The sequence below is a fragment of the Pseudomonas sp. FW305-70 genome, assembly GCF_058783925.1.
Genome location: NZ_JBYSYZ010000008.1, coordinates 79,000 through 103,538, shown reverse-complemented (window position 1 = coordinate 103,538; position 24,539 = coordinate 79,000). Strand labels below are relative to the sequence as shown.

Below are 24,539 nucleotides of genomic sequence, written 5' to 3'. Positions count from 1 at the left end.
TAGACGCCAGCTAAAGCGACTCAGGCGCAGGACTCCCGGATGAACGCTATACCCACCGCCAGCGATGCCCAGGCCCTGATCGCCCGGATCGACTGGGCAAGCAGCCCGCTGGGCGCTGCCAGCACCTGGCCACAGAGCCTGCGAACCGCCGTGGACATCGTCATTCACTCACCGATGCCGATGCTGCTGCTATGGGGCCCGCAACTGACACAGATCTACAACGACGGCTTCGCCCTGCTCACCGCAAGCAAGCATCCGCAGGCTTTCGGACAACCGACACACCTGATCTGGCCAGAGTTGAAAGACTTTACCGACCCGATCTACAGCGCCGTCCTGCAAGGTCAGGTACGAACCTACAGCGAGCAGCGCTTTACCCTGCAACGTGAGGGCCAGGAGTCCGACTTCTGGCTCGACCTGACCTACAGCCCGATCCGCGACGAAGGTGCCGAGGTGGCCGGGATCCTGGTCACCGCCATCGAAACCAACGAGCGCCGGCGCATCGCCCTCGAACTCGAACAACGCTCGGCGGCCAGCCTCAAGGCCCAGCGTGAAACCGAGGAACGCCTGCAACTGGCCCTCGCCGCCACCGATGCGGTCGGCACTTGGGACTGGGACATCAGCGAGGACCGTTTCGTCGCCGATGTGCATTTTGCCCAGCTCCACGGCGTCGACCCGGCCATGGCCAACCAGTTGCCGATCAGCGCATACCTGCACGGCGTACACCCGCAAGACCGCGCCCTGATCGCCCGCAGCATCAAGCACTGCATCACCCACGGCAGCGAATACGCCGAGGAGTATCGCCTATTGCAAACCGACGGCCAGATGCGCTGGGTGTTTGCCCGCGGTCGCTGCTACAAGGACCATCACGGCCGGCCGATCCGATTCCTCGGCGCCGCCCTGGACCTGACCGAGCGCAAACTCACCGAACAGGCCCTGCGCCAGAGCCAGACCGAGCTGCAACTGATCATCAACGCCATGCCGGTCCTGATCAGCTACGTCGACCGCGAAGAACGCTTTCGCCTCAACAACGCGGCGTACCTCGACTGGTACGGGCTGACGCCGCAAGAGCTATACGGGCGAACCATTCTTGAAGTGCTCGGCGAAGAAGCCTACGCGCTACGCGCCCCGTACATCACCGAAGCACTGTCCGGCCGGCCCTGCAGTTTCAGCATCAGCACGCCGCACCGCGACGGCAGCCTGCGCCAGGCCTTGATGAATTACCTGCCGCGCCACGGTGCAGATGGTGCGGTCAACGGCTTCTACATCTTCGTGATCGACGAAACCGAACGCAAAATGACCGAAGAAGCCTTGCGCAACCTGAACGAAACCCTTGAGGAACGGGTGGCCGCCCGCACCCGACAACTGGCCGAGGCCAACGAGCGTCTGCAAAACGAGATGTTCGAGCGTGAGCGCGCCGAAGACGCCTTGCGTCATGCCCAGAAAATGGAAGCCGTCGGCCAGCTGACCGGCGGTATCGCCCATGACTTCAACAACATGCTCACTGGCATCATTGGCAGCCTCGACCTGATGCAGCGCTACATCGCCGAAGGCCGCGCCAGCGAGATCGGCCGGTTCACCGAGGCGGCAGTGTCCTCGGCCAACCGTGCCGCCGCCCTCACCCATCGCTTGCTGGCGTTCTCCCGGCGTCAGTCGCTCAATCGCACGCCGCTGAACCCCAATGACCTGATTCGCTCGCTTGAGGACCTGCTCAGACGTACCAAGGGCGACCACATTGAACTAAAGCTGCAACTGGCCGAGCACACCTGGCGGGTCAACACCGATGTCAGTCAGTTGGAAAACGCCCTGCTCAACCTGGTGATCAACGCCCGGGACGCCATGCCAGGCGGCGGCGAGTTGCAGATCGAAACGGCCAACGTGTACCTCGACGGCAGCGACATCACGACCCTGGAACCGGTCAAGGCCGGCGACTACGTGATGATTGCCGTCAGCGACAACGGCACCGGCATGACGCCCTCGGTGCTGGCCAAGGCATTCGACCCGTTCTTCACCACCAAGCCCATCGGCCAGGGCACCGGCCTGGGCTTGTCGATGATCTACGGTTTTGCCCAGCAATCGGGGGGCCATGTCAGCCTGTTCAGCCTGCCCGGACGGGGCACCAGCGTGCGTTTGTACCTGCCGCGCCTGCATTCGACCGAGCCGGAAAAAGTCTTGTCACCCGTGGTCGGCGAGGCGCCAGCGGCGATTGCCGGCGAAACGGTGATGCTGGTCGAGGATGATGCGGCGGTGCGCATGTTGGTGCTGGATCTGCTCAAGGAACTCGGTTACCGCGCCCATGAAGCCGAAGATGCCAAGGACGCGCTGCCGGTGCTGGAGTCGGACCTGCGGGTGGACCTGCTGGTGACCGACGTGGGGTTGCCGGGCATGAACGGCCGACAACTGGCAGAAATCGCCCGCCAGCATCGTCCCGGACTGAAAGTGTTGTTCATGACCGGTTACGCGCAGATCGCTGCCGAGCGCCAGGGTTTCCTTGAAGAAGGCATGGACATGGTGACCAAACCGTTTTCCATCGACCTGCTGGCCAACAAGATTCGCACGATGATCGGTCAACCGGACTGAGTTAAGGCATAATCGCGCCCCCCCGCTGCCACTCACATAACCAGCATCGTTGCAAGGTAACCGCCCCATGAAAGCTCAAGCCCGCCATATCCTGGTGAAAACCTCGGAAGAAGCCGAGCAGCTCAAACAACGCATCGCCAAGGGTGAAGCGTTCGATGTGCTGGCCAAGAAGTATTCGACCTGCCCGTCGGGCAAGCGCGGCGGCGACCTCGGCGAAGTGCGGCCGGGGCAGATGGTCGGCGTGATCGATGCGGTGATCTTCAAGAAACCGCTGCGGGTGGTGCATGGGCCGATCAAGAGCAAGTTCGGGTATCACCTGGTGCAGGTGTTTTACCGGGATTGATGCTGTTGGCTTGAGGGCCTCTTCGCGGGCAAGCCCGCTCCCACAATGAAACGCGGTCAACTGTGGGAGCGGGCTTGCTCGCGAAAGCCGCGCCGCGGTTTCAATCTTAGAAACAGGTTTCCATGGTCTCGATGACGTTCAGTTGCTCATCGACCAGGCAGCCGACACGCCACTTGTCGAACGTCAGGCACGGGTGCGAAGTGCCGAACGAAATGATGTCGCCGACCCGCAGATCAACCCCCGGCGCCACGGTCATGAACGCATGCTGGTCCATGACCGTGGTGACTTTGCAGGCACTCACATCATCGCCGCTGGCCGGCACCACGCCCGCCTTGTAGCGCCGCAACGGCACCGGCAAACCGGCGTCGTAGGCGACGTCGCGCTTGCCCAGGGCAATCACTGCAAACCCTGGCTCCGGCAACGACTGCACGTGCGCCCACACTTCCAGCGCCGGGCGCAGGCCTTCGTGCAGGTCGCTGCGACGGTCGAGCACGCAGCACTGCGCTTCCTTGTAGATGCCATGGTCGTGAGCCACGTAACTGCCGGGACGCAGCACGCTGAGGAAGCGGCCGGCGGCGTTCTGTGCTTCGAAGGATTCGGCAATCAGGTCATACCAGGCCGAACCCGACGCGGTGATGATCGGCTTGGCAATGGCGAACGCGCCGCTGTCCTGCAACTGCACCGCCAGACGCACCAGCGACGCGGCGAAATCGCGGATACCGGTCACGGCGTGATCGCCATGGATCACGCCTTCGTAGCCTTCGATCCCGGTCAGGGCCAGTGCCGGTTGCGCGGCGATGGCCTTGGCCAGGTCGAGCACTTGCTGTTCGCTGCGGCAACCGCAACGCCCGCCGACCACGCCGTATTCGATCATCACGTTCAGGCGCACGCCACGGGAGGCGAAGTAGGCACCGAGGTCGGCGACGTTGTCCGGGTGATCGACCATGCAATAGAAGTCGAACGTCGGGTCAGCCAGCAGGTCGGCGATCAATGCCATGTTCGGCGTGCCGACCAACTGGTTGGCCATCAGGACACGGCGCACGCCATGGGCGTAGGCAGCGCGGGTTTGCGTAGCGCTGGCCAGGGTGATGCCCCAGGCACCGGCATCCAGTTGGCGACGGAACAACGCCGGGGTCATGCTGGTCTTGCCATGGGGCGCCAGTTCCGCTCCGCTGTCGCTGACGAACGCCTGCATCCAGCGGATGTTGTGTTCCAGCGCCTCGCGATGCAGTACCAGCGCAGGCAGGCTGACATCACGCACCAGGCTGGCACCGATGGGCGCCGCACCTTTATCCACGTTGGCAGTTTGGGGGGCAGAAGACATGGTCGAACTCCTCGTTCACGCGGCTGCAGGTAGCCGCTGTTATTCGTTGATGCGACGGGCCAGGTTGTTGGCGCTTGCGATCAGCACGCGTCGGTAAACGCATTCCATCTGTGGGAGCGGCGGTGCGACGATTGGACTCGCTCGCGAAGAATTCACCGCAAACCTCAAGCCTTTTTCTTGTACGCAATGCAGTCGATCTCGACCTTGCAGTCGACCATCATGCTCGCCTGCACACAGGCCCGCGCCGGGGCGTGCTCGGGTTTGAAGTACTCGGCGAAGACTTTGTTGAAACTGGTGAAATCCCGCGGATCCTCCAGCCACACGCCAGCACGCACCACATCTTCCAGGGCATAACCGGCCTCTTCGAGAATCGCGATCAGGTTCTTCATGGTCTGGTGGGTCTGTTCGACAATGCCGCCCGTAATAATCTCGCCGTCCACCGCCGGCACCTGCCCGGAAACGTGCAGCCAGCCATCGGCTTCAACGGCGCGGGCGAAAGGACGAGGCTGACCGCCAGCGGCGGTACTGCCGGTGCCGTAACGAGTAATGCTCATGAGTGTTTCTCCTGATTGAAAACTGAAAGATCAAAAACGGGGGCTTTTGAGAAATTCCGCCAGTCGTGGCGATTGCGGGCGTTCGAACAGGTCCTTGGGGGGCTGGCCGTTTTGAGCAGGATTTTGTGCATGGTTTTGAGTCTGTGTCATGGCAAAGCCATCTTCCCGTCAAACAAGTGCTAGCGAGCATCTGCGTCCAGGCCGGCTGTCACTACTGTCAACTCTGACAGTAGACCTGCGCAAGACATGTAGAAATACTGGAGTCTCATCTGATTCATACCCCCCATTCAAGGGAATGTGAAATGAAGACGCCAAAGGGATTATGTTTCTGTGCCTTACTGGGAGTTGGATTAGCAGGCTGTAACGTTCAACAGGAGACGTCTGTCACCTCTGTAACCGAAGAATGCAAATATCTGGTCAACGGAAAATTTATCGGCCAAAACGGTCCGGAAGTTTGCGTCACGACACCGCTGTCAAAAAGCGCCACATCGATTACGGGAACTATCGTTGGTACCGGAACAACGGGGCCGTTCATGGTGACTGCATTAACCAGCGATGGAACCATCCTTAAACAGGTCACCACCCTCGCCAATGGTGACTTCGCAATGACCCCGCTAAATCTGCAGAGCCTGCCTGGCAAGGGGATTTCAATCTCGGTTTTCGTTAACGGTGTCAGTTCGCCTCCCACCAAACTGGTCGTTGGGCAAGAACCCCCGGCGAAGTGCAGGCAAGGCACCCCCGGGTTTCCACTGTGCGGTACTTACCCTGGCGCGATTTTCTTCCCGATAAAAACGTCCATCACCACAATATTCTTGATTCCCCCGGGAGACGTCTTTGGGGGCGCAACGCTTCTCCCGAATTTTATGGGGTTGAATTTTATCAATTGGAAGCCGGACAGAACCATTGCATATCAAATGTCCGTCGCTCCGTTACAGCCTGGAGATGAATCTCGTGTTTATGCGGAGAACAAAAACAACGAGTCGTTTGCCTACCTCGTGTCGCAAACAGTTCTTGCCAATAAAAAACAAGAATGAAAAATCGAGGTTTCCAAGAAAAAAGACATCTGGATAGCTGGGGCAACTCTGGAAAATATCGAGTCAATTCAAGCGTGGAGCAAGGTCGGTGATGTACAAAATCATTGAAGACGAAGTGTTGAAAAAAATCGGCGCCGGCTGAGGTTAAAGCCGAGTTTTCCAGCATGAGTTTGATCGGCTACACACCTATTGCCTATTGATCTACTCAACTGCGCCAATTCACCAATTTCCATTGCGGCCTCATTTTCCTGCTTGACATTAAAGTTAACTTTAAGCTTAGGCTCTACTCATCAGTATGAGGAGTCAAGCATGTCACCCTTCCGAATCTTGAATTTGCCCAACGGCCAGACCATCGCCAATCGCATTGCCAAAGCCGCGATGGAAGAGAACCTCGCCAACACCGATCAAGTACCCGATCAGGCACTGCTTCGCCTGTATCAAGCCTGGGCCGAAGGTGAAGCCGGTTTGTTGCTGACCGGCAATGTGATGATCGACCGCCGCGCCATGACCGGCCCTGGTGGTGTCGCACTGGAGGACGAGCGGCATCTGGAGCGCTTCCGCCAGTGGGCCAGTGTCGGCCGGGCCGGCGGTGCGCACTTCTGGATGCAACTCAACCACCCTGGCCGCCAGACCATGGCCAACCTCGGCCAGCAAGCACTGGCGCCTTCGGCGGTTGCGCTGGATCTCGGCCAATTCTCGAAGATGTTCGCCGAACCCAAGCCCATGGGCGAGGACGACATCCAGGAGGTCATCCGACGTTTCGCCACCAGCGCCGCACTGGCGGAGAAAGCCGGTTTTACCGGTGTGCAGATCCACGCCGCCCATGGCTACCTGCTCAGCCAGTTCCTGTCGCCGCTGACCAATCGACGCACTGATCGCTGGGGTGGTTCGCTGGAGAATCGCGCGCGCCTGCTGTTGTCCGTCGTCGAGGCGGTTCGCAAGGTGGTATCGCCGCAATTTTGTGTGTCGGTAAAGCTCAACTCAGCGGATTTCCAGCGCGGTGGCTTCGATGCCGATGATGCACGGCAAGTGATCCAGTGGCTCAACGAGCAAGCGATCGACCTGCTCGAACTCTCCGGCGGCAGTTACGAAGCACCGGCCATGCAAGGCGAAGCGCGCGACGGCCGGACCCTGGCCCGGGAGGCGTACTTTCTGGAAATGGCCGGCGAACTGGCCAGCGTGGCGCGCATGCCAGTGATGGTGACGGGCGGGATCCGGCGTCTGGCAATCGTCGAACAGGTCCTCGACAGCGGCATCGCCATGGCCGGCATCGGCACCGCCCTGGCCGTGGAGCCGCACCTGGTCAAGCATTGGCGCGAGGGCAAGAACAGCCACCCACAACTGCCGCCGATTCGCTGGAAGCGCAAACCCCTGGCGGCGCTGGCGAGCATGGCGGTGGTGAAGTTCCAGCTGCATCGCTTGAGCCGTGGGCGCAAAACCCGGCCTGAGGTTTCGGCGCTATGGGCGTTGATTGTCGACCGGTTGTACATAGGCAAGCGTACCCGGCAGTACCGGCAGGCGATGGGTAAGTAATCCACAATTGATATTGACTGATCCACCGCCTTCGCGAGCAAGCCCGCTCCCACATTTGGAATGCGTTCCACCCTGTGGGAGCGGGCTTGCTCGCGAAGAGGCCAGCCTGGGCAAAGGAGAATTCAACCAGGCAGCAACTCGTCAATATGCCGATACTCAGCCTGCAACTGCGCCGCCAACACCCGGCTACGCCCAAGCCGGATCGGCCCGCGTTCGATGTCGATCAACAGCCCCGGACACGCAAGCGTCGGCAGCAGCGACCAGTCCTTCAGCCGGCCATCGGTCAGCAGCAACAACCGCTGCTGCTCCGACGGAAAACGCTTTTGCCTTGCTGCAAGCCACCGCCCTGCTTCGCTCAATGCCGCCAGCAGCGGCGTGCCACCGCCGGCACCCAGGCCGTCGAGCCAATGGCGCAGCCCCGTGGAAGCCTTCAATCCCTGCACCTGCCACTTGGGAGCAGCACCGCTGGCCGTGAGCAACGCCAGACGTGCGCGCTGGCGATAGGCATCGTCGAACAACTGCGCCAGCAAGCCCTTGGCATCGCTCAATGCCTGATGACGGCGGGTCGATGCGGAGGCGTCGACTATCACCAGCCACAGTTCATGGGGCGAACGCGTGCGCAGTTGGAACATCAGATCGTCGCGCTGACGCGGCCGGCCATTGAGCAAGGTGCCGGGCCAGTTGACCGAGCCGCTGCGGGCTGCGTGACGCTTGCCCTGTTTGCCATGGTCCAGTCGCCCGGCTCGGGGTCTGGCATTCGCCCCCGCGTCGCAGCGAGGGCGAATGCCTAGGGCTTTTTTGGCCAGCTCGGCACTTCACGTCGGGCGCCGGTCGCCAGCGCCTGGGCAGGCAATTCGCCCCACTGGCCCTGCCCTTCACCCGGATTGTCGTTCTGCGGCGCGGTTTGTTTCGCAGTTTGAGATTGCGCAGGTGCCGGCGGCGAATGCTCGCGACGACGATGGCGCAAGGCGAACTCGGCAACGGCGTCGATATCTTCTTCGGCAATAGCGTTCGCCCCGCGCCAGGCGGCGTGAGCCCGGGCGGCACGCAGCCAGACCAGGTCGGCGCGCAAACCATCGACGCCAGCGGCAAAGCAGCGCTCGGTAATCCGGGCCAGCGCCTGGTCGTCGAGAGGAATGCTCGCCAGGGCGTTGCGTGCGTGCTGGCAACGTTCACGCAGAGACGCCTGCACCGACTCCCATTCGGCGCAGAAACCTTGCGGATCGCTGTCGAAATCCAGGCGACGACGGATGATCTGGCCTCGTTCGGTCGGCGCTGTGTGGCCACCAAGGGCGACATTCAAGCCGAAACGGTCGAGCAGCTGTGGACGCAGTTCACCCTCTTCGGGATTCATGGTGCCAATCAGCACGAACTTCGCCGAGTGCCGATGGGAAATGCCGTCACGCTCAACCAGATTGGTGCCGCTGGCGGCCACATCGAGCAGCAGGTCAACGAGGTGATCAGGCAACAGATTGACCTCGTCGACGTAGAGCACACCACCGTCAGCCTTGGCCAGCACGCCGGGCGAGAACTGGGCGCGACCTTCCCCCAGCGCCGCGTCGAGATCGAGGGTGCCGACCAGGCGCTCTTCGGTGGCGCCCAGCGGCAATGTGACGAACTGCCCGCTGGCCAGCAGGTCCGCCAGACCACGGGCCAGGGTCGACTTGGCCATGCCGCGCGGGCCTTCGATCAGGACACCGCCGATTTTCGGGTCGATGGCGGTCAGGTACAGGGCCAGCTTCAAATCGTCGGCGCCGACCACGGCGGAGAGCGGGAAATGCGGGGTGTCGGTCATTGTTCTATCTCGGTCATGGTCGGTGATCTCACAGGCGCCTCAGTCCCGGTGGGAGCGGGCTTGCTCGCGAAAGCAGTGTCTCATCCAACCTATATGGCGACTGACACGACCTCTTCGCGGGCAAGCCCGCTCCCACAGGGTTTGCGGTGACTAGCTGTCTTCTTCTATATCCAGCAACAGATTCTCCAATGCCTCGCGGTAGGCGCCGGGGTCTTTCCACATCCCGCGTTGTTGCGCCTCGAGCATGCGTTCAGTCATGTCGCGCAAGGCATGGGGATTGTGTTCACGGACAAAATCCCGGGTGTCAGGGTCGAGCAAATAGGCGTCGGCCAGCAACGCGTACTGGTGATCGTCGATCAACTGCGTGGTGGCATCGAAGGCGAACAGATTATCGACGGTCGCGGCCATTTCAAACGCACCTTTGTAGCCGTGGCGCTTTACCCCATCGAGCCACTTCGGATTGGCTGCCCGGGAACGGATGACCCGGTTCAGCTCTTCCTTCAAGGTGCGAATCTTCGGCAGGTCCGGCTGACTGTGATCGCCATGATAACTGGCTGCCGCCTCGCCTTTCAGGCTTTCCACCGCCGCGAGCATACCGCCCTGGAACTGGTAGTAATCGTTGGAGTCGAGCAAATCGTGCTCGCGGTTATCCTGGTTTTGCAGCACCGCCTGCACCTGGCTCAGGCGCTGGCTGAACTGTTCTCGTGCGGCGGTGCCTTCGTCGGAACCGCCGTAAGCGTAGCCGCCCCAGTTGAGGTAAACCTCGGCCAGGTCCTCGCGGGTTTGCCACAGGCGACCGTCGATGGCGCCCTGCACGCCTGCGCCGTAGGCCCCGGGCTTGGCCCCGAAAATCCGCCAGCCGGCCTGACGTCGCGCAGCGTCTTCATCCAGCCCGGCCTGCAACAAGGCTGCACGCTCGGCACGCACCTTGGCCGCCAACGGATTGAGGTCGTCCGGCTCATCCAGGTCGGCCACCGCTTGCACCGCCGCGTCAAACAGGCGGATCAGATTGGCAAAGGCATCGCGGAAGAAACCGGACACGCGCAAGGTCACGTCGACCCGAGGACGGTCGAGCAGACTCAACGGCAGAATCTCGAAATCATCGACCCGCTGGCTGCCGGTGGCCCAGACCGGGCGCACACCCATCAACGCCATGGCTTGGGCAATGTCATCGCCGCCGGTGCGCATGGTCGCGGTGCCCCACACCGAGAGGCCGAGCTGGCGCAGATGATCGCCGTGGTCCTGCAGGTGCCGCTCCAGAATCAGGTTGGCCGACTGGAAACCGATGCGCCACGCCGTGGTGGTCGGCAAATTGCGCACATCCACCGAGTAAAAGTTACGCCCGGTGGGCAGCACGTCCAGGCGACCGCGACTCGGCGCACCGCTGGGGCCGGCCGGGACGAAGCGACCGCTGAGGGCGTCGAGCAGACCGCGCATTTCCGCTGGGCCGCAGGCGTCCAGGCGCGGGGCAACCACTTCGCGAAGGCTATCGATTATGGCACTCACTTCAGCCCAACCTGCCTCCTGTGGGAGCGGGCTTGCTCGCGAAAGCGGTGGGTCAATCGACATCAATGTTGAATGGTCCACCGATTCGCGAGTAAGCCCGCTCCCACAGGGGTCATTCAACACGCCCGAAATCAACTGCGCTGCATACAGTTCCAGGCGCTCGCGGGTATCACCCGCCGTGCGCCAAATCTCGTCACTGATAAGCAAAAGAGACTCGGGACGCGGTCCGGTCCATGGCTCGGCCAGCGCACAATCCAGTGGGTCAAACCCCAACGCAAACGCCTTGGCCAACGCCCGCAGCAGACTCGATTGCGCTCCTCGGCCATCGCCCCGTGGAATGCGCAACAACGCCAGCAAGGTGTCGATACGCAAACGCCCGGTGGGCGATTCGCCGAACACATGCAGGCCGTCGCGGATCTGCGACTCTTTCAAATCGCACAGGTACGTGTCGAGTCGCGGCAACCAGATCGCTGCGTCGGCATCGCTGTCGAGTTGCTCGTCCAGTTGCAGTTCACGGTCGATGTGCGAGTCACGCACCAGTTGCAGGATGTCGCGCTGCAACTCGCGCGCGCGACGCGGATCGAGCAACTGCGCTTCGTAATACTCGTCGGCCAACAGTTCGAGGTTGCGCAGCGGGCCATAGGTTTCGGCGCGGGTCAGCGGTGGCATCAGGTGATCGATGATCACCGCCTGGGTGCGCCGCTTGGCCTGGGCACCCTCGCCCGGGTCATTGACGATGAACGGATAGATGTTCGGCAGCGGCCCGAGCAGCGCATCCGGCCAGCAGTTTTCAGACAGCCCCACGCCCTTGCCCGGCAGCCATTCGAGATTGCCGTGCTTGCCGACGTGGATCACGCCATGGGCGCCATAGGTGTGGCGCAGCCAGAAGTAAAACGCCAGGTAGCCGTGGGGCGGAACCAGGTCCGGGTCGTGATACACCGCGCTCGGATCGACCTGATAACCCCGCGCCGGTTGAATGCCGACGAAGGTCAGGCCAAAGCGCAGGCCGGCGATCATCATCCGTGCGCTGCGGCACATCGGGTCGTTTTCCGGCGCGCCCCAACGTTCGAGCACCGCCGCACGATTGGCTTCGGGCAGGGCATTGAACATCGCCAGATAGTCGTCCATTGCCAGGCTTTGCTGGCACGGACGCAGGTCGAGGGTATCGAGATCGTTGCTGACACCGCCCAGCAACTGCTGGATCAGCGCGGTGCCACTGTCCGGCAATTCGGCCGGCAACGGATAACCTTCGGCATGCAGCGCCCGCAGGATATTCAGTGCGGCGGCCGGAGTGTCGAGGCCGACGCCATTGCCAATGCGCCCGTCGCGAGTCGGGTAATTGGCGAGAATCAAGGCGATGCGTTTTTCGGCGTTTGGCACCCGCGCCAGTTCGACCCAGCGTCGCGCCAGTTCGGCAACGAAGTCCATGCGCTCCGGTTGCGGCCGGTAGCAGACCACATCCGACTGGCTGCGCTCACTGCGCCACGCCAGGTCCTTGAAGCTGATCGGACGGCTGATGATGCGCCCGTCCAGCTCCGGCAAGGCAATGTGCATCGCCAGATCACGCGGGCCAAGCCCCTGTTCACTGGCGCGCCAACCCGGTTCGTTGTCCTGGGCACAAATCGCCTGGATCACTGGAATATTGCGACGGAACGGCCGCAGATGCGGCGCTTCGGGGCTGGACTGGGCGAAACCCGTAGTGTTCAGGATCACCGAGACGCCGGCTTCATCCAGCCAATCCTCGACCGCGCCCAGGCAGCCGGGCTCTTTCAAACTGGCCAGCGCAATCGGCACCGGATTCAACCCCGCTGCCTGCAAGCGTTGGCAGAAAACATCGATGAAAGCGGTGTTCGCCGCCTGCAAATGCGAACGGTAAAACAGCACCGCCGCCACCGGTTGATCGGCGTGCCAGTCGGCCTGCCAGTCGCTCAGTGCGGCAGAATGTTTGTGCGGGTGGTAAATCGCCGTGCGCGGCAGGGTTTGCGGCTCACCCCAGGTGTAATCGCGTGCCAGCCAACGGTTGGCCAGGCAGCGGAAGAAATCCAGGGCGTTGCCCATGCCACCTTGACGCAGAAACTGCCAGAGCCGGTCGCGGTCCAAGGCGCCGACGGTGCTCAGGTCACTGAGCTCCGGGTCCGGGCGGTCATCGCCCGGCACCAGAATCACCTGCACGCCGCGCTGGGACAGTTCGACCAGACGCTCGATGCCGTAACGCCAATAGGCGATGCCGCCGTGCAGCGAAATCAGGATCACCCTGGCGTGACGCAGCACTTCATCGACGTACAAATCGACCGAGGCATGGTTCTGCACCTGCATCGGGTTGGCCAGGCGCACGCTCGGGTAATCCTCGGGCAACTGCTGCGCCGCCTCGGCGAGCAGCGCCAGGCTGGAGTCGCCGCTGCACAGGACCACCAGCTCGGCGGGGGTTTGTCCAAGGTCGGCGATGTTGTCATCCGACACGAAACCGCCGGGCTGGGTCCTGAGCAGGTGCATGGGTTACACGCTGAGCGCAGCGCGCAATTGCGCTTCAAGTACGGCGGCGTCCAGTTCCTGGCCGATCAGCACCAGACGGGTGATGCGCGCCTCTTCGGCCCCCCACTGGCGGTCGAAGTGCTTGTCGAAACGCGTGCCCACGCCCTGGATCAGCAGGCGCATCGGTTTGTTCGGGACGGCGGCGAAACCTTTGACGCGCAGGATGCCGTGCTGGACCACCAGTTGCGTCAGCGCGTCCATCAGCAGGCTTTCGTCGGCTTGCGGCAGTTCGATGGAGATCGAATCGAAGGCGTCGTGATCGTGGTCGTCATGATCATCGTCGCCATCGTGATGATGGTCGTGGTGACTGTGGCGGCTGTCGATGTGTTCTTCGGAGCCGGCACCCAGGCCAATCAGCACGTCCAGCGGCAGGCGACCGCTGCTGGCTTCGATGATTTTCACCGCTGGCGGCAACTCTTCGGCGACTTCCAGGCGCACGCGGGCCAGGTCGGCCGGGTTGATCAGGTCGGATTTGTTGAGAATCACCAGGTCGGCGCTGGCCAGTTGGTCGGCAAACAGCTCGTGCAATGGCGATTCGTGGTCCAGGTTCGGGTCGAGTTTGCGCTGGGCATCGACCTGGTCCGGGAAGGCGGCAAAGGTACCGGCGGCCACGGCCGGGCTGTCGACCACGGTGATCACCGCGTCAACGGTGCAGGCACTGCGGATTTCCGGCCACTGGAAAGCCTGGACCAGCGGTTTTGGCAGGGCCAGGCCCGACGTTTCGATGAGGATGTGGTCGAGATCGCCGCGACGAGCCACCAGTTCGCGCATCACCGGGAAAAATTCTTCCTGGACGGTGCAGCACAGGCAGCCGTTGGCCAGTTCATACACACGGCCGCTGGCTTCTTCTTCGGTGCAACCGATGGAGCACTGCTTGAGGATTTCGCCGTCGATGCCCAGCTCGCCAAATTCGTTGACGATTACCGCGATGCGGCGACCCTGGGCGTTGTCGAGCATGTGCCGCAGCAGCGTGGTTTTACCCGAGCCGAGGAAGCCGGTGACGATGGTGACGGGAAGTTTGGCCAGTGTTTTCATCGGATGCCCTATGGCTAGGTGGCGGGCATACGGGACGACGACCGGCAACGCAGATGCGCGTGCCTGAAGAGTTCGCCACCGGATCACCCCGCCCGGTTGAATTTGAGAATCTGTGTCGAGGCAGGTCTCCTGGCTGACGGCGTGCCGGCCTTGGGCCTGGCATTCGCTGCGCCTTCCCGCCGGCCTCATGGATTGAGCCTGCAGTGGCGTGGCAACGAACATCACCGTTCACAGTTGCGGGGGCAGCCGCGGCATTGACCGCGTTCCCTTCTTAGCTTCGACAAACGCCGAAGAACCTCGAAAGCGCAAGGCTACGCATGGTATTGGGGCGGGTCAATGTTCACGTGACTTCTGCGGTGTGCCCTTCGCGAGCAAGTCGGATCGCCGCACCGCCGCTCCCACATTTGATCGGGTTCTTTCAGAGGAAAAGGGTCAAGTGTGGGAGCGGGCTTGCTCGCGAAGAAAGCGACTCGGTTTCCAGTTGAGAACCCTTGCCAATTGACGCCCAACCCTCGCCCATGCTCTCCTACGCATCTTGTTACGGGTGCCCTTCACAGGGTGAAACGGGAAACCGGTGAATCATGTGCTTTACTCTAAAGCCATGTCAGTCCGGTGCTGCCCCCGCAACGGTAAGCGAGCGAAGCATCAGATCCACTGTGCCATTACGGCATGGGAAGGTGATGTTTTCAGGTTCAGGCCCAGGCCTTTGCCCCTCGTGAGCCCGGAGACCGGCCCGCAACATAAAGTGACCATAACGATCACTGAAACAACAAACCCGCGGTGGGCGGGCGCTGTTTGAAACCCTGCGCGCCTGGTCGTGCAGGGTTTTGCATGCGCTCTTGATTCCCCGCTGACAGACCAGAGGGAAACGCCATGTCGATCATCAGCAGCACCGGCCACACTACAGCCAGCACCACTTCTACCCTGACTCAACGTCTGACCGCCGCCGTCTGCGCGTCGATCCTGGGCGCGTGCCTTGTGTATTTCGCCGGTTTCTCGCACATCGAAGCGGTGCACAATGCCGCCCACGATACCCGTCACAGCTCCGCGTTCCCGTGCCATTGAGACCTGCTGACATGATCAAGCGTATTGCGCAAACCGCAGGTTTCACCGGGCTGCTGGCCGCCCTGTTGCTGACCCTGCTGCAAAGTTTCTGGGTCGCGCCCCTGATTCTGCAGGCCGAAACCTACGAAAAAGCCGAACCGGCTGCCGTTGAAATGCATGAACACGCCGATGGCGCGATGGCTGCCCATACCCACGACGCCGAAGCCTGGGAGCCGGAAGACGGCTGGCAGCGCGTGCTGTCGACCACTGGCGGCAACCTGGTGGTGGCCGTCGGTTTCGCCCTGATGCTGGCCGGCCTGTACACCTTGCGTGCGCCGACCAAAACTTCCCAGGGCCTGCTCTGGGGCCTGGCCGGCTATGCGACCTTCGTGCTCGCGCCAACCCTCGGCCTGCCACCTGAACTGCCAGGCACGGCCGCCGCCGATCTGGCACAACGGCAACTGTGGTGGATCGGTACCGCCGCCTCTACCGCCGTCGGTATCGCGCTGATCGTGTTCAGCCGTCACTGGCTGATGAAAGTTCTCGGTGCGGCAATCCTTGCCGTTCCCCATGTGATTGGCGCACCACAACCGCAAGTGCATTCGATGCTCGCTCCGGAGGCGCTGGAAACCCAATTCAAAATCGCTTCGCAACTGACCAACGTGGCGTTCTGGCTGGCCCTGGGCCTGATCAGCGCCTGGTTGTTCCGTCGCAAAAGCGATGGCCAATACCACGCATGACGGACGTCAGCACCGCGCCGACCCTGGTGGTCGGCCTGGGCTGCCAAAAGGGCTGCCCCGTCAGCACCTTGCTGGCGCTGCTCGACCAGGCACTGGAGGCGCACCAGATTGCGCGCCATGAAATCAAGGCCCTGGCCAGCATCGATTCGAAACGCGACGAACCTGCACTGATCGAACTGGCTCAGCAGCTTGGCCTGGAATTGCTGTACTTCAGCAGCGAACAACTGGCCCCCTATGAGCCGCAACTCAGCCATCAATCGCAAATAGCGTTTGAACGCACCGGTTGCTACGGCGTGGCGGAAAGCGCCGCACTGGCCCTGGCCGAACAACTGGCCCAGGCCCCGGCAAAACTGCTGATTCCCCGACAAAAATATGCCCAGGCAACCCTGGCATTGGCTGGCGCGGCATAAAATCCCCGATAATCCCCGCCTCGATCATGAACATTCTTCATCTGAAGCCCTGTTCAGCCCTTTTTATTCCCACAGGAACCGACGATGACCGTCTACTTCATTGGCGCAGGTCCCGGCGACCCCGAACTGATTACCGTCAAGGGCCAGCGGCTGATTCGCAGTTGCCCGGTGATCATTTATGCCGGCTCGCTGGTGCCAGCCGCGGTACTGGAAGGTCATTGTGCGGAGCAGGTAGTCAACAGCGCCGAACTGCACCTTGAACAGATCATCGACCTGTTCAAGGCCGCCCACGCCAAGGGCCAGGACGTGGCCCGGGTACACTCCGGCGACCCGAGCCTGTATGGCGCCATTGGCGAACAGATTCGTTATCTGCGTGAGTTGGGCATTGGCTTCGAAATCGTCCCGGGCGTGACGGCCACTGCCGCGTGTGCAGCGCTTCTGGGTGCAGAACTGACGCTGCCGGACGTTTCACAGAGCGTGATCCTGACTCGCTACGCCGACAAGACCGCCATGCCACCCGGAGAGGAATTCGCCAGCCTGGCGCAGCACGGCGCGACCATGGCGATTCATTTGGGAGTCAATCACCTGGAGAAGATCGTTGAGGAACTGCTGCCGCATTACGGCGCCGATTGCCCGATTGCGGTGGTTCACCGCGCGAGCTGGCCAGATCAGGACTGGGTGACGGGAACGCTTGAGGACATTGCCGAAAAGGTTGCCGCCAAAGGGTTTCGGCGCACGGCATTGATTCTGGTGGGACGGGTGCTGGGCAGTGATCACTTCAGCGAATCGTCGCTGTATCGCGCGGGGCATGCGCATCTCTACAGACCCTGAAGCACTTGTGGCGAGGGAGCTTGCTCCCGCTGGACCGCGTAGCGGTCCCAACATCAGCCAATGCATTCATCACGGGAAAATGCATCGACTGATTTTGTGATGGCTATGCCATCAAGCGGGAGCAAGCTCCCTCGCCACAGCGCCGTTTTTTTATTTCGCAGCGAACACCTTAGTAGTAGGCGTTTTCTTTCTGCGTGTGGTCGGTCACGTCGCGAACGCCCTTGAGCTCGGGAATACGCTCGAGCAGGGTGCGCTCGATGCCTTCCTTGAGCGTCACGTCGGCCTGGCCGCAGCCCTGGCAACCACCGCCGAACTGCAGGACGGCGATGCCGTCTTCGACTACGTCGATCAGGCTGACCTGACCGCCGTGGCTGGCCAGCCCCGGATTGATCTCGGTTTGCAGGTAGTAGTTGATGCGCTCGTTGACCGGGCTGTCGGCGTTGACCATCGGTACTTTGGCGTTTGGCGCCTTGATGGTCAGTTGGCCGCCCATGCGGTCGGTGGCGTAGTCGACAACGGCATCGTCCAGGAAGGCTTCGCTGAAATGGTCGATGTAGGCGGTGAAGCTTTTCAGCCCCAGCGCGGTGTCTTCGGGTTTTTCTTCGCCCGGCTTGCAGTAGGCAATGCAGGTTTCGGCGTACTGGGTGCCAGGCTGGGTGATGAAGACGCGGATGCCGATGCCCGGGGTGTTCTGCTTGGAGAGCAGATCAGCCAGATAATCGTGGGCGGCGTCGGTAATGGTAATAGCGGTCATGGAAACTCCTCGCAGGCTTGGGCGCAGTTTACGCCAATCGGCGCGCCGGACAAAGTCCCAGTATTTTTGTCGGGAAAGAATTGTGGGAGCGGGCTTGCTCCGGGCGGCGTTCCGACGAAGGCGTCGTGTCAGGCGAATCAACTGCGACTGACACACAGCTTTCGCGAGCAAGCCCGCTCCCACAGGGGGTCTGCGCCTGGTCAGAGGTTCTCGAAGCGATTCATGTCCAGCACGCCCTCTTCCACCGGATCGGTCTCCTGGATGTAGCGGCTCAGGTCATGGAAATAGAACCAGAATTGCGGATGACTACGGCGTATTCCCCAACGTTCGACGATTTTCTCAAAGCTGTCGCTATCCTTGGCGTTCTCCATCGCATCCACAAACGCCGGCACTTGCCCGGCCGGAACGTTGAACATGAAGTTCGGGTAGCTGCTGAGAACGCCCGGGAAAATCGTCAGGGTATCGAGCCCCGGCTGATAGCGCAGCGATTCGCCGAGCAGGAACGCCACGTTGCTGTGGGCCCGGTTGCGCAGCAGGCTGTAGACCTCACGCTTGCCGCTGCCGGTTTCGATGCGCAGCATGGTCGCTTCCGGCAGTTGATCAATCACTTTCAACCCCGCCGCCGGACGCGAAGTCAGGCGGCTCAACACCTGCTCGGCATTTTGCAGGCCAGGATCAATGTTCGGCCGCGAACAGTAGGCGCCATCACAGCGGTTGATCGGGTCGGGCCTGGCATTGAGGTCGCCATAACGGGTCAGCAATTGCATGGCGAAATCGCGCTTGGGATCCTGCGGATCAAGCTTCAGCGCCGTCGGTTTGTCATCGTCGATGGACTCGTAGTCCAGCCACATTTTGAATTTGCCACTGTTCTGATACCAGTCGTCGAGGTAGCCCTCCCGCGAATCGGCGGGCATCAGACGCAGGAAGTTCTGCTCGGCACCGTTACGGATCAGGTCGAAATACAGGCGCGTCTGGGCCTGATGGGACACGTTGCCGAACACATCGAAATTGACTGCCAGTTGATAGTAGGTGCGTTCCAGCAGCGGATAGTCGAACAGCCACATCGTCTGCGGCACTTCGCCGATCAGGCCTTTGGTCACCGAGGCGCTATCGAAGTGGCGAAAGATGCTCAGCAGTGCGTTGTCGTTTCCGGCCCACAGGGTCGACCAGCTCGGTGCGGGCTCGTCGGCGTAACTGTCGCGGCGCAAGGCCTCGTATTCGTTGCGTTTGTCGCGGTAGTCGTGCCACAGGGTCAGGACGCTGCCGACATCATCATTCTGCCCCGGCATCGCCAGCAAGGGCGTGGCTTGCCCGCGATAGTTCGGGTCAGTGATGTAGAGGTCGTGTTCAGGTGCCTGGAACAGCGCCCAGAAGTTATCGCGAATCACGTCCGTGGCGATCTGCCCACGACACACTGGCCCACGGATAAAGGTGCGCACGAAATACTCGGCGTTATCGAGCATGAACTGATAGCGCGCCTGGGCCGGGATCGCTTCGAAGGTGGCAAAGGGGTTGGCCCGGCTCTGCGGCCCATAGCCCGGCAGTGCATTGACCTCCCAGTTGCCGCTGTAGAACAGGGATTTGACCCGCGCCAGCTTCGCCGCACTCAGCGGATAGGTGATGTGGGTCTTGTGCACGATCACGCCCTGCACCGGCCACAGGCGGTAGTAGAACTCCGTGCCCGGATCATCGTTGGGGCGCCGGGTATTGATCAGGTCAATCGGCTGGCCGGTCGGCGTGCGCGAACGCACCCACTGGAAGAAATGCCCGGGTTCACCCTCCTTGAAGTAAAGATGGGCGAGGAACCAGTGCTCATACAGCCAGCGTCCCACCAGGCTTTGCCGGGCGCCCGGCGAATTGAGCAGGTTTTCCCACTGGATCACTTGCTGCGCTTCTTGCGCACTCGGGGCCAGGGCCTGCTGATCGATAGGTGCACCTGCGGCCAGCCAGAGTTGCAGCGTCTGGTACTGCTGGTCGGTCAGGCCGGTCACCGCCAGCGGCATGCCTTCCTTCGGGTGCGAAGCGGCGTAGCCATCGAACTGCGCGGGACTGGCACACATGTTCTCCCGGTTCAGGCCCAGGACGATGTCTTGCGGCAGCCTGGCGTTGGGTTGCAAAGGGGTGTTGTGGCCCAGTTCCAGCATCCGCGCCATCAAGGCGGCCTGGCTGCCCTGGGCATCGAGCACCGAAAAGAAGCCCTTTTGCTGCCAGGCGGCTTTGCCGGAGGCGTCCAGAAACAACCGCGTCGGCGCCACCGCTTTAGTACGGTCACCGTCGTAAACCGGGACTTTCGTTGCGCCGCGTGCCGCCCCTTCGCCGCTACCCAGGTTGAGCTGACAGGCGGCGTCGTTGCAGGCGTGGCAGGCCACGCACTTTTCAGTGAAGATCGGTTGAATGTCTCGACTGTAGGAAATGGCAGAGGAGTTCGCCGGACTTTGCGCCGCAGCGCCCCAGCTTAAAAGCATCAACACACTGCTGATGACGAAGCGATAAGACATGTCCCTGGTCCTGGATCCTGAAAAAACGCCGCGATTCTACCGATCTGCCACCCCTGACAACATGAACGATATTCATGCAAATCCGAGTAATGCTCTAAAAGCGCACAGGTTTGCTATCATCCCGGCCCTTCGTCATGGTCTTACCGAGTAGTCCAAATGTCCGATCGCAGCGTTCGCCTTCAAGCTCTCAAGCACGCCCTCAAAGAGCGCATCCTGATTCTCGATGGCGGTATGGGCACGATGATCCAGAGCTACAAGCTCGAAGAGCAGGATTACCGTGGCAAACGCTTCGCTGACTGGCCGAGCGATGTCAAAGGCAACAACGACCTGTTGGTACTGACTCGCCCGGACGTGATTGGCGGCATCGAGAAAGCCTACCTCGACGCTGGCGCCGACATTCTGGAAACCAACACCTTCAACGCCACCCAGATCTCCCTGGCCGACTACGGCATGCAGGGCCTGGCGTATGAATTAAACGTAGAAGGCGCTCGCCTGGCACGCAAGGTCGCCGACGCCAAGACCCTGGAAACCCCGGACAAGCCGCGCTTCGTCGCCGGCGTGCTCGGTCCTACCAGTCGCACCTGCTCGTTGTCCCCGGACGTGAACAACCCCGGCTACCGCAACGTGACCTTCGATGAGCTGGTGGAAAACTACACCGAATCCACCAAAGGCCTGATCGAGGGCGGCGCCGACCTGATCCTGATCGAAACCATCTTCGACACCCTCAACGCCAAGGCCGCGATCTTCGCCGTACAGGGCGTGTTCGAAGAACTGGGCGTCGAACTGCCGATCATGATTTCCGGCACCATCACCGACGCTTCGGGCCGCACCCTGTCGGGCCAGACCACCGAAGCCTTCTGGAACTCCGTGGCCCACGCCAAGCCAATCTCCGTTGGCCTGAACTGCGCCCTCGGCGCCAGCGAGTTGCGCCCGTACCTCGAAGAGCTGTCGAACAAGGCAGGCACCCACGTCTCGGCGCACCCGAACGCCGGCCTGCCGAACGAATTCGGCGAGTACGACGAACTGCCGTCGCAAACCGCCAAGGTCATCGAAGAGTTCGCCCAAAGCGGCTTCCTCAACATTGTCGGCGGCTGCTGCGGCACCACGCCGGGCCACATCGAAGCCATCGCCAAGGCCGTGGCCGGCTATGCGCCGCGCCAGATCCCGGACATTCCCAAGGCTTGCCGCCTTTCGGGTCTGGAACCCTTTACCATCGATCGCAGCTCGCTGTTCGTCAACGTCGGCGAGCGCACCAACATCACCGGTTCCGCCAAGTTCGCCCGGCTGATCCGCGAGGACAATTACACCGAAGCCCTGGAAGTCGCCCTGCAGCAGGTCGAGGCCGGCGCCCAGGTGATCGACATCAACATGGACGAAGGGATGCTCGATTCGAAGAAGGCCATGGTGACCTTCCTCAATCTGATTGCCGGCGAACCGGACATCTCCCGCGTACCGATCATGATCGACTCCTCGAAGTGGGAAGTGATCGAAGCCGGCCTGAAATGCATCCAGGGCAAGGGCATTGTCAACTCGATCAGCATGAAAGAAGGCGTGGAGCAGTTCATTCACCACGCCAAACTGTGCAAGCGCTACGGCGCCGCGGTGGTGGTGATGGCCTTCGACGAGGCCGGCCAGGCCGACACCGAAGCGCGCAAGAAGGAAATCTGCAAACGCTCCTACGACATCCTGGTCAACGAAGTGGACTTCCCGCCGGAAGACATCATCTTCGACCCGAACATCTTCGCCGTGGCCACCGGTATCGAAGAGCACAACAATTACGCCGTCGATTTCATCAACGCCTGCGCCTACATCCGCGACGAGCTGCCGTACGCGCTGACCTCCGGTGGCGTGTCCAACGTGTCGTTCTCGTTCCGTGGCAACAACCCGGTGCGTGAGGCGATCCACTCGGTGTTCCTGCTCTACGCCATTCGCGCCGGGCTGACCATGGGTATCGTCAACGCCGGGCAGCTGGAGATCTACGACCAGATCCCGGTGGAACTGCGCGACGCCGTCGAAGACGTGATCCTCAACCGCACCCCGGAAGGCACCGACGCCCTCCTCGCCATCGCCGACAAGTACAAGGGCGACGGCAGCGTCAAGGAAGCCGAGACCGAAGAGTGGCGCAACTGGGACGTCAACAAGCGCCTGGAACATGCGCTGGTCAAAGGCATTACCACCCACATCGTCGAAGACACCGAAGAATCGCGCCTGTCCTTCGCTCGCCCGATCGAGGTGATCGAAGGCCCGCTGATGGCCGGCATGAACATCGTCGGCGACCTGTTCGGCGCCGGCAAAATGTTCCTGCCCCAGGTGGTGAAATCCGCTCGCGTGATGAAGCAGGCCGTGGCGCACCTGATCCCGTTCATCGAACTGGAAAAAGGCGACAAGCCTGAAGCCAAGGGCAAGATCCTCATGGCGACCGTGAAAGGCGACGTGCACGACATCGGCAAGAACATCGTCGGCGTGGTGCTCGGTTGCAACGGCTATGACATCGTCGACCTCGGCGTGATGGTCCCGGCGGAGAAAATCCTCCAGGTGGCCAGGGAGCAGAAGTGCGACATCATCGGCCTGTCCGGCCTGATCACTCCGTCGCTGGATGAGATGGTCCATGTTGCCCGCGAAATGCAGCGCCAGGACTTCCACCTGCCGTTGATGATCGGGGGCGCCACCACCTCCAAGGCGCACACGGCGGTGAAGATCGAGCCCAAGTACAGCAACGACGCGGTGATCTACGTCACCGACGCCTCCCGCGCCGTGGGCGTGGCGACCCAATTGCTGTCCAAGGAACTCAAGGCCGGTTTCGTCGAGAAAACCCGCCAGGACTACATCGAAGTTCGCGAGCGCACCGCCAACCGCAGCGCCCGCACCGAACGCCTGAGCTATGGCGCGGCCATCGCCAAGAAACCACAGTTCGACTGGGCGAGCTACACGCCGGTCAAACCGACCTTCACCGGCACCCGGGTGCTGGACAACATCGACCTCAACGTTCTGGCCGAGTACATCGACTGGACCCCGTTCTTTATCTCCTGGGATCTGGCCGGCAAGTTCCCGCGCATCCTCCAGGACGAAGTGGTCGGTGAAGCCGCCACCTCGCTGTACAAGGATGCCCGGGAAATGCTCACCAAACTGATCGACGAGAAGCTGATCAGCGCCCGCGCGGTGTTCGGTTTCTGGCCGGCCAACCAGGTGCATGACGACGACATCGAACTTTATGGCGATGACGGCAAGCCAATGGCCAAGCTGCACCACTTGCGCCAGCAAATCATCAAGACCGACGGCAAGCCAAACTTCTCCCTGGCCGACTTCGTCGCGCCCAAGGACAGTGAAGTGACCGACTACGTGGGTGGTTTCATCACCACCGCCGGCATCGGCGCCGAAGAAGTGGCCAAGGCCTACCAGGACGCTGGCGACGACTACAACTCGATCATGGTCAAGGCCCTGGCCGACCGCCTGGCCGAGGCGTGCGCCGAGTGGCTGCACCAGCAGGTGCGTAAAGACTATTGGGGCTACGCCAAGGATGAAGTGCTCGATAACGAAGCACTGATCAAGGAGCAATACACCGGCATCCGTCCGGCACCGGGTTATCCGGCCTGCCCGGATCACACCGAAAAAGCCCAGTTGTTCGCCCTGCTCGATCCGCAAGCTCAGGAAATGCGCGCCGGCCGCAGCGGCGTGTTCCTCACCGAACACTACGCCATGTTCCCGGCAGCAGCAGTCAGCGGCTGGTACTTCGCTCACCCGCAGGCGCAGTACTTTGCCGTAGGCAAGGTCGACAAGGACCAGGTGCAGAGCTACACCTCGCGCAAAGGCCAGGAGTTGAGCGTGACCGAACGCTGGCTGGCGCCGAACCTGGGTTACGACAACTAAACGGCTCTATTGGCCACGATATTGTGGCCAACACATACCTCTGTGGGAGCGAGCTTGCTCGCGATGGCGGACTGACAGTCGCATGGATATCGACTGTTACGGCCTCATCGCGAGCAAGCCCGCTCCCACATTTGTTTTGTGCATGCCGTGATTTGTCTATGC

The 24,539-nt window shown here is 61.6% G+C and carries 17 protein-coding genes and 2 riboswitches; of the genes, 9 read left to right on the top strand and 8 right to left on the bottom strand.

What is annotated here, in order from left to right; genetic code table 11:
* Nucleotides 1-39: 39 nt before the first annotated feature.
* A complete protein-coding gene (locus tag AC3WN7_RS08815) occupies nt 40-2,577 on the top strand; it encodes a PAS domain-containing hybrid sensor histidine kinase/response regulator (protein ID WP_102674066.1) in 2,538 nt (845 codons plus the stop codon).
* A gap of 67 nt (nt 2,578-2,644) precedes the next feature.
* Entirely contained in the window at nt 2,645-2,920 is a 276-nt protein-coding gene (locus AC3WN7_RS08810) for a peptidylprolyl isomerase (RefSeq protein WP_007898282.1), read from the top strand.
* Nucleotides 2,921-3,026: 106 nt separating this feature from the next.
* Here the strand turns inward: AC3WN7_RS08810 and AC3WN7_RS08805 are convergent, their stop codons facing one another.
* Together AC3WN7_RS08805 and AC3WN7_RS08800 are read right to left on the bottom strand one after the other, a co-directional pair.
* Nucleotides 3,027-4,244: an amino acid deaminase gene (locus AC3WN7_RS08805; RefSeq protein WP_102674065.1), complete on the bottom strand. Its 1,218-nt coding sequence runs from the start codon at nt 4,242-4,244 to the stop codon at nt 3,027-3,029.
* Between the two features lie 164 nt (nt 4,245-4,408).
* Nucleotides 4,409-4,798: a RidA family protein gene (locus tag AC3WN7_RS08800; protein ID WP_015094895.1), complete on the bottom strand. Its 390-nt coding sequence runs from the start codon at nt 4,796-4,798 to the stop codon at nt 4,409-4,411.
* Between the two features lie 302 nt (nt 4,799-5,100).
* Here AC3WN7_RS08800 and AC3WN7_RS08795 point away from each other — a divergent pair, with 302 nt between their 5' ends.
* Both AC3WN7_RS08795 and AC3WN7_RS08790 read left to right on the top strand, forming a co-directional pair.
* On the top strand, nt 5,101-5,832 hold the full coding sequence (locus AC3WN7_RS08795) for a hypothetical protein (RefSeq protein WP_095966795.1): 732 nt from the start codon (nt 5,101-5,103) through the stop codon (nt 5,830-5,832).
* Nucleotides 5,833-6,141: 309 nt separating this feature from the next.
* On the top strand, nt 6,142-7,365 hold the full coding sequence (locus AC3WN7_RS08790; protein ID WP_102674064.1) for an NADH:flavin oxidoreductase/NADH oxidase family protein: 1,224 nt from the start codon (nt 6,142-6,144) through the stop codon (nt 7,363-7,365).
* 122 nt (nt 7,366-7,487) lie between these two features.
* Here the strand turns inward: AC3WN7_RS08790 and AC3WN7_RS08785 are convergent, their stop codons facing one another.
* The 4 genes from AC3WN7_RS08785 to cobW all read right to left on the bottom strand — a co-directional run bounded on the left by AC3WN7_RS08785 (nt 7,488) and on the right by cobW (nt 14,233).
* Nucleotides 7,488-8,033: a vWA domain-containing protein gene (locus AC3WN7_RS08785; protein WP_173862069.1), complete on the bottom strand. Its 546-nt coding sequence runs from the start codon at nt 8,031-8,033 to the stop codon at nt 7,488-7,490.
* A 119-nt stretch (nt 8,034-8,152) separates the two neighbouring features.
* A complete protein-coding gene (locus AC3WN7_RS08780) occupies nt 8,153-9,160 on the bottom strand; it encodes a magnesium chelatase ATPase subunit I (RefSeq protein ID WP_102674062.1) in 1,008 nt (335 codons plus the stop codon).
* A gap of 150 nt (nt 9,161-9,310) precedes the next feature.
* Nucleotides 9,311-13,159, bottom strand: coding sequence for a cobaltochelatase subunit CobN (gene cobN, locus AC3WN7_RS08775; RefSeq protein WP_102674061.1), 3,849 nt, complete (start codon nt 13,157-13,159; stop codon nt 9,311-9,313).
* Between the two features lie 3 nt (nt 13,160-13,162).
* Nucleotides 13,163-14,233, bottom strand: coding sequence for a cobalamin biosynthesis protein CobW (gene cobW, locus AC3WN7_RS08770; RefSeq protein WP_095966800.1), 1,071 nt, complete (start codon nt 14,231-14,233; stop codon nt 13,163-13,165).
* 102 nt (nt 14,234-14,335) lie between these two features.
* Nucleotides 14,336-14,548: riboswitch (cobalamin riboswitch) on the bottom strand.
* 210 nt (nt 14,549-14,758) lie between these two features.
* Nucleotides 14,759-14,984: riboswitch (cobalamin riboswitch) on the top strand.
* 122 nt (nt 14,985-15,106) lie between these two features.
* On the opposite strand from cobW, the gene AC3WN7_RS08765 reads away from it, so the two are divergent.
* From AC3WN7_RS08765 to cobM, 4 genes are all read left to right on the top strand, one after another.
* Nucleotides 15,107-15,298: a CbtB domain-containing protein gene (locus AC3WN7_RS08765; protein ID WP_007974650.1), complete on the top strand. Its 192-nt coding sequence runs from the start codon at nt 15,107-15,109 to the stop codon at nt 15,296-15,298.
* Nucleotides 15,299-15,309: 11 nt separating this feature from the next.
* The gene (locus AC3WN7_RS08760; protein ID WP_007974649.1) at nt 15,310-16,017 is read left to right on the top strand and encodes a CbtA family protein; all 708 of its coding nucleotides are present in this window, start codon (nt 15,310-15,312) and stop codon (nt 16,015-16,017) included.
* A complete protein-coding gene (locus tag AC3WN7_RS08755) occupies nt 16,014-16,427 on the top strand; it encodes a cobalamin biosynthesis protein (RefSeq protein ID WP_095966802.1) in 414 nt (137 codons plus the stop codon). The genes AC3WN7_RS08760 and AC3WN7_RS08755 overlap by 4 nt, the downstream gene beginning before the upstream one ends.
* 84 nt (nt 16,428-16,511) lie before the next feature.
* A complete protein-coding gene (gene cobM / locus AC3WN7_RS08750) occupies nt 16,512-17,258 on the top strand; it encodes a precorrin-4 C(11)-methyltransferase (RefSeq protein ID WP_102674060.1) in 747 nt (248 codons plus the stop codon).
* Nucleotides 17,259-17,427: 169 nt separating this feature from the next.
* On the opposite strand, the gene nfuA is transcribed toward cobM, so the two are convergent.
* Both nfuA and AC3WN7_RS08740 read right to left on the bottom strand, forming a co-directional pair.
* Nucleotides 17,428-18,012: a Fe-S biogenesis protein NfuA gene (nfuA, locus tag AC3WN7_RS08745; RefSeq protein ID WP_007912592.1), complete on the bottom strand. Its 585-nt coding sequence runs from the start codon at nt 18,010-18,012 to the stop codon at nt 17,428-17,430.
* Nucleotides 18,013-18,212: 200 nt separating this feature from the next.
* Entirely contained in the window at nt 18,213-20,510 is a 2,298-nt protein-coding gene (locus AC3WN7_RS08740; protein WP_102674059.1) for a fatty acid cis/trans isomerase, read from the bottom strand.
* A 156-nt stretch (nt 20,511-20,666) separates the two neighbouring features.
* Here AC3WN7_RS08740 and metH point away from each other — a divergent pair, with 156 nt between their 5' ends.
* Nucleotides 20,667-24,377: a methionine synthase gene (metH, locus tag AC3WN7_RS08735; protein WP_102674058.1), complete on the top strand. Its 3,711-nt coding sequence runs from the start codon at nt 20,667-20,669 to the stop codon at nt 24,375-24,377.
* The last annotated feature ends 162 nt before the right edge of the window (nt 24,378-24,539 follow it).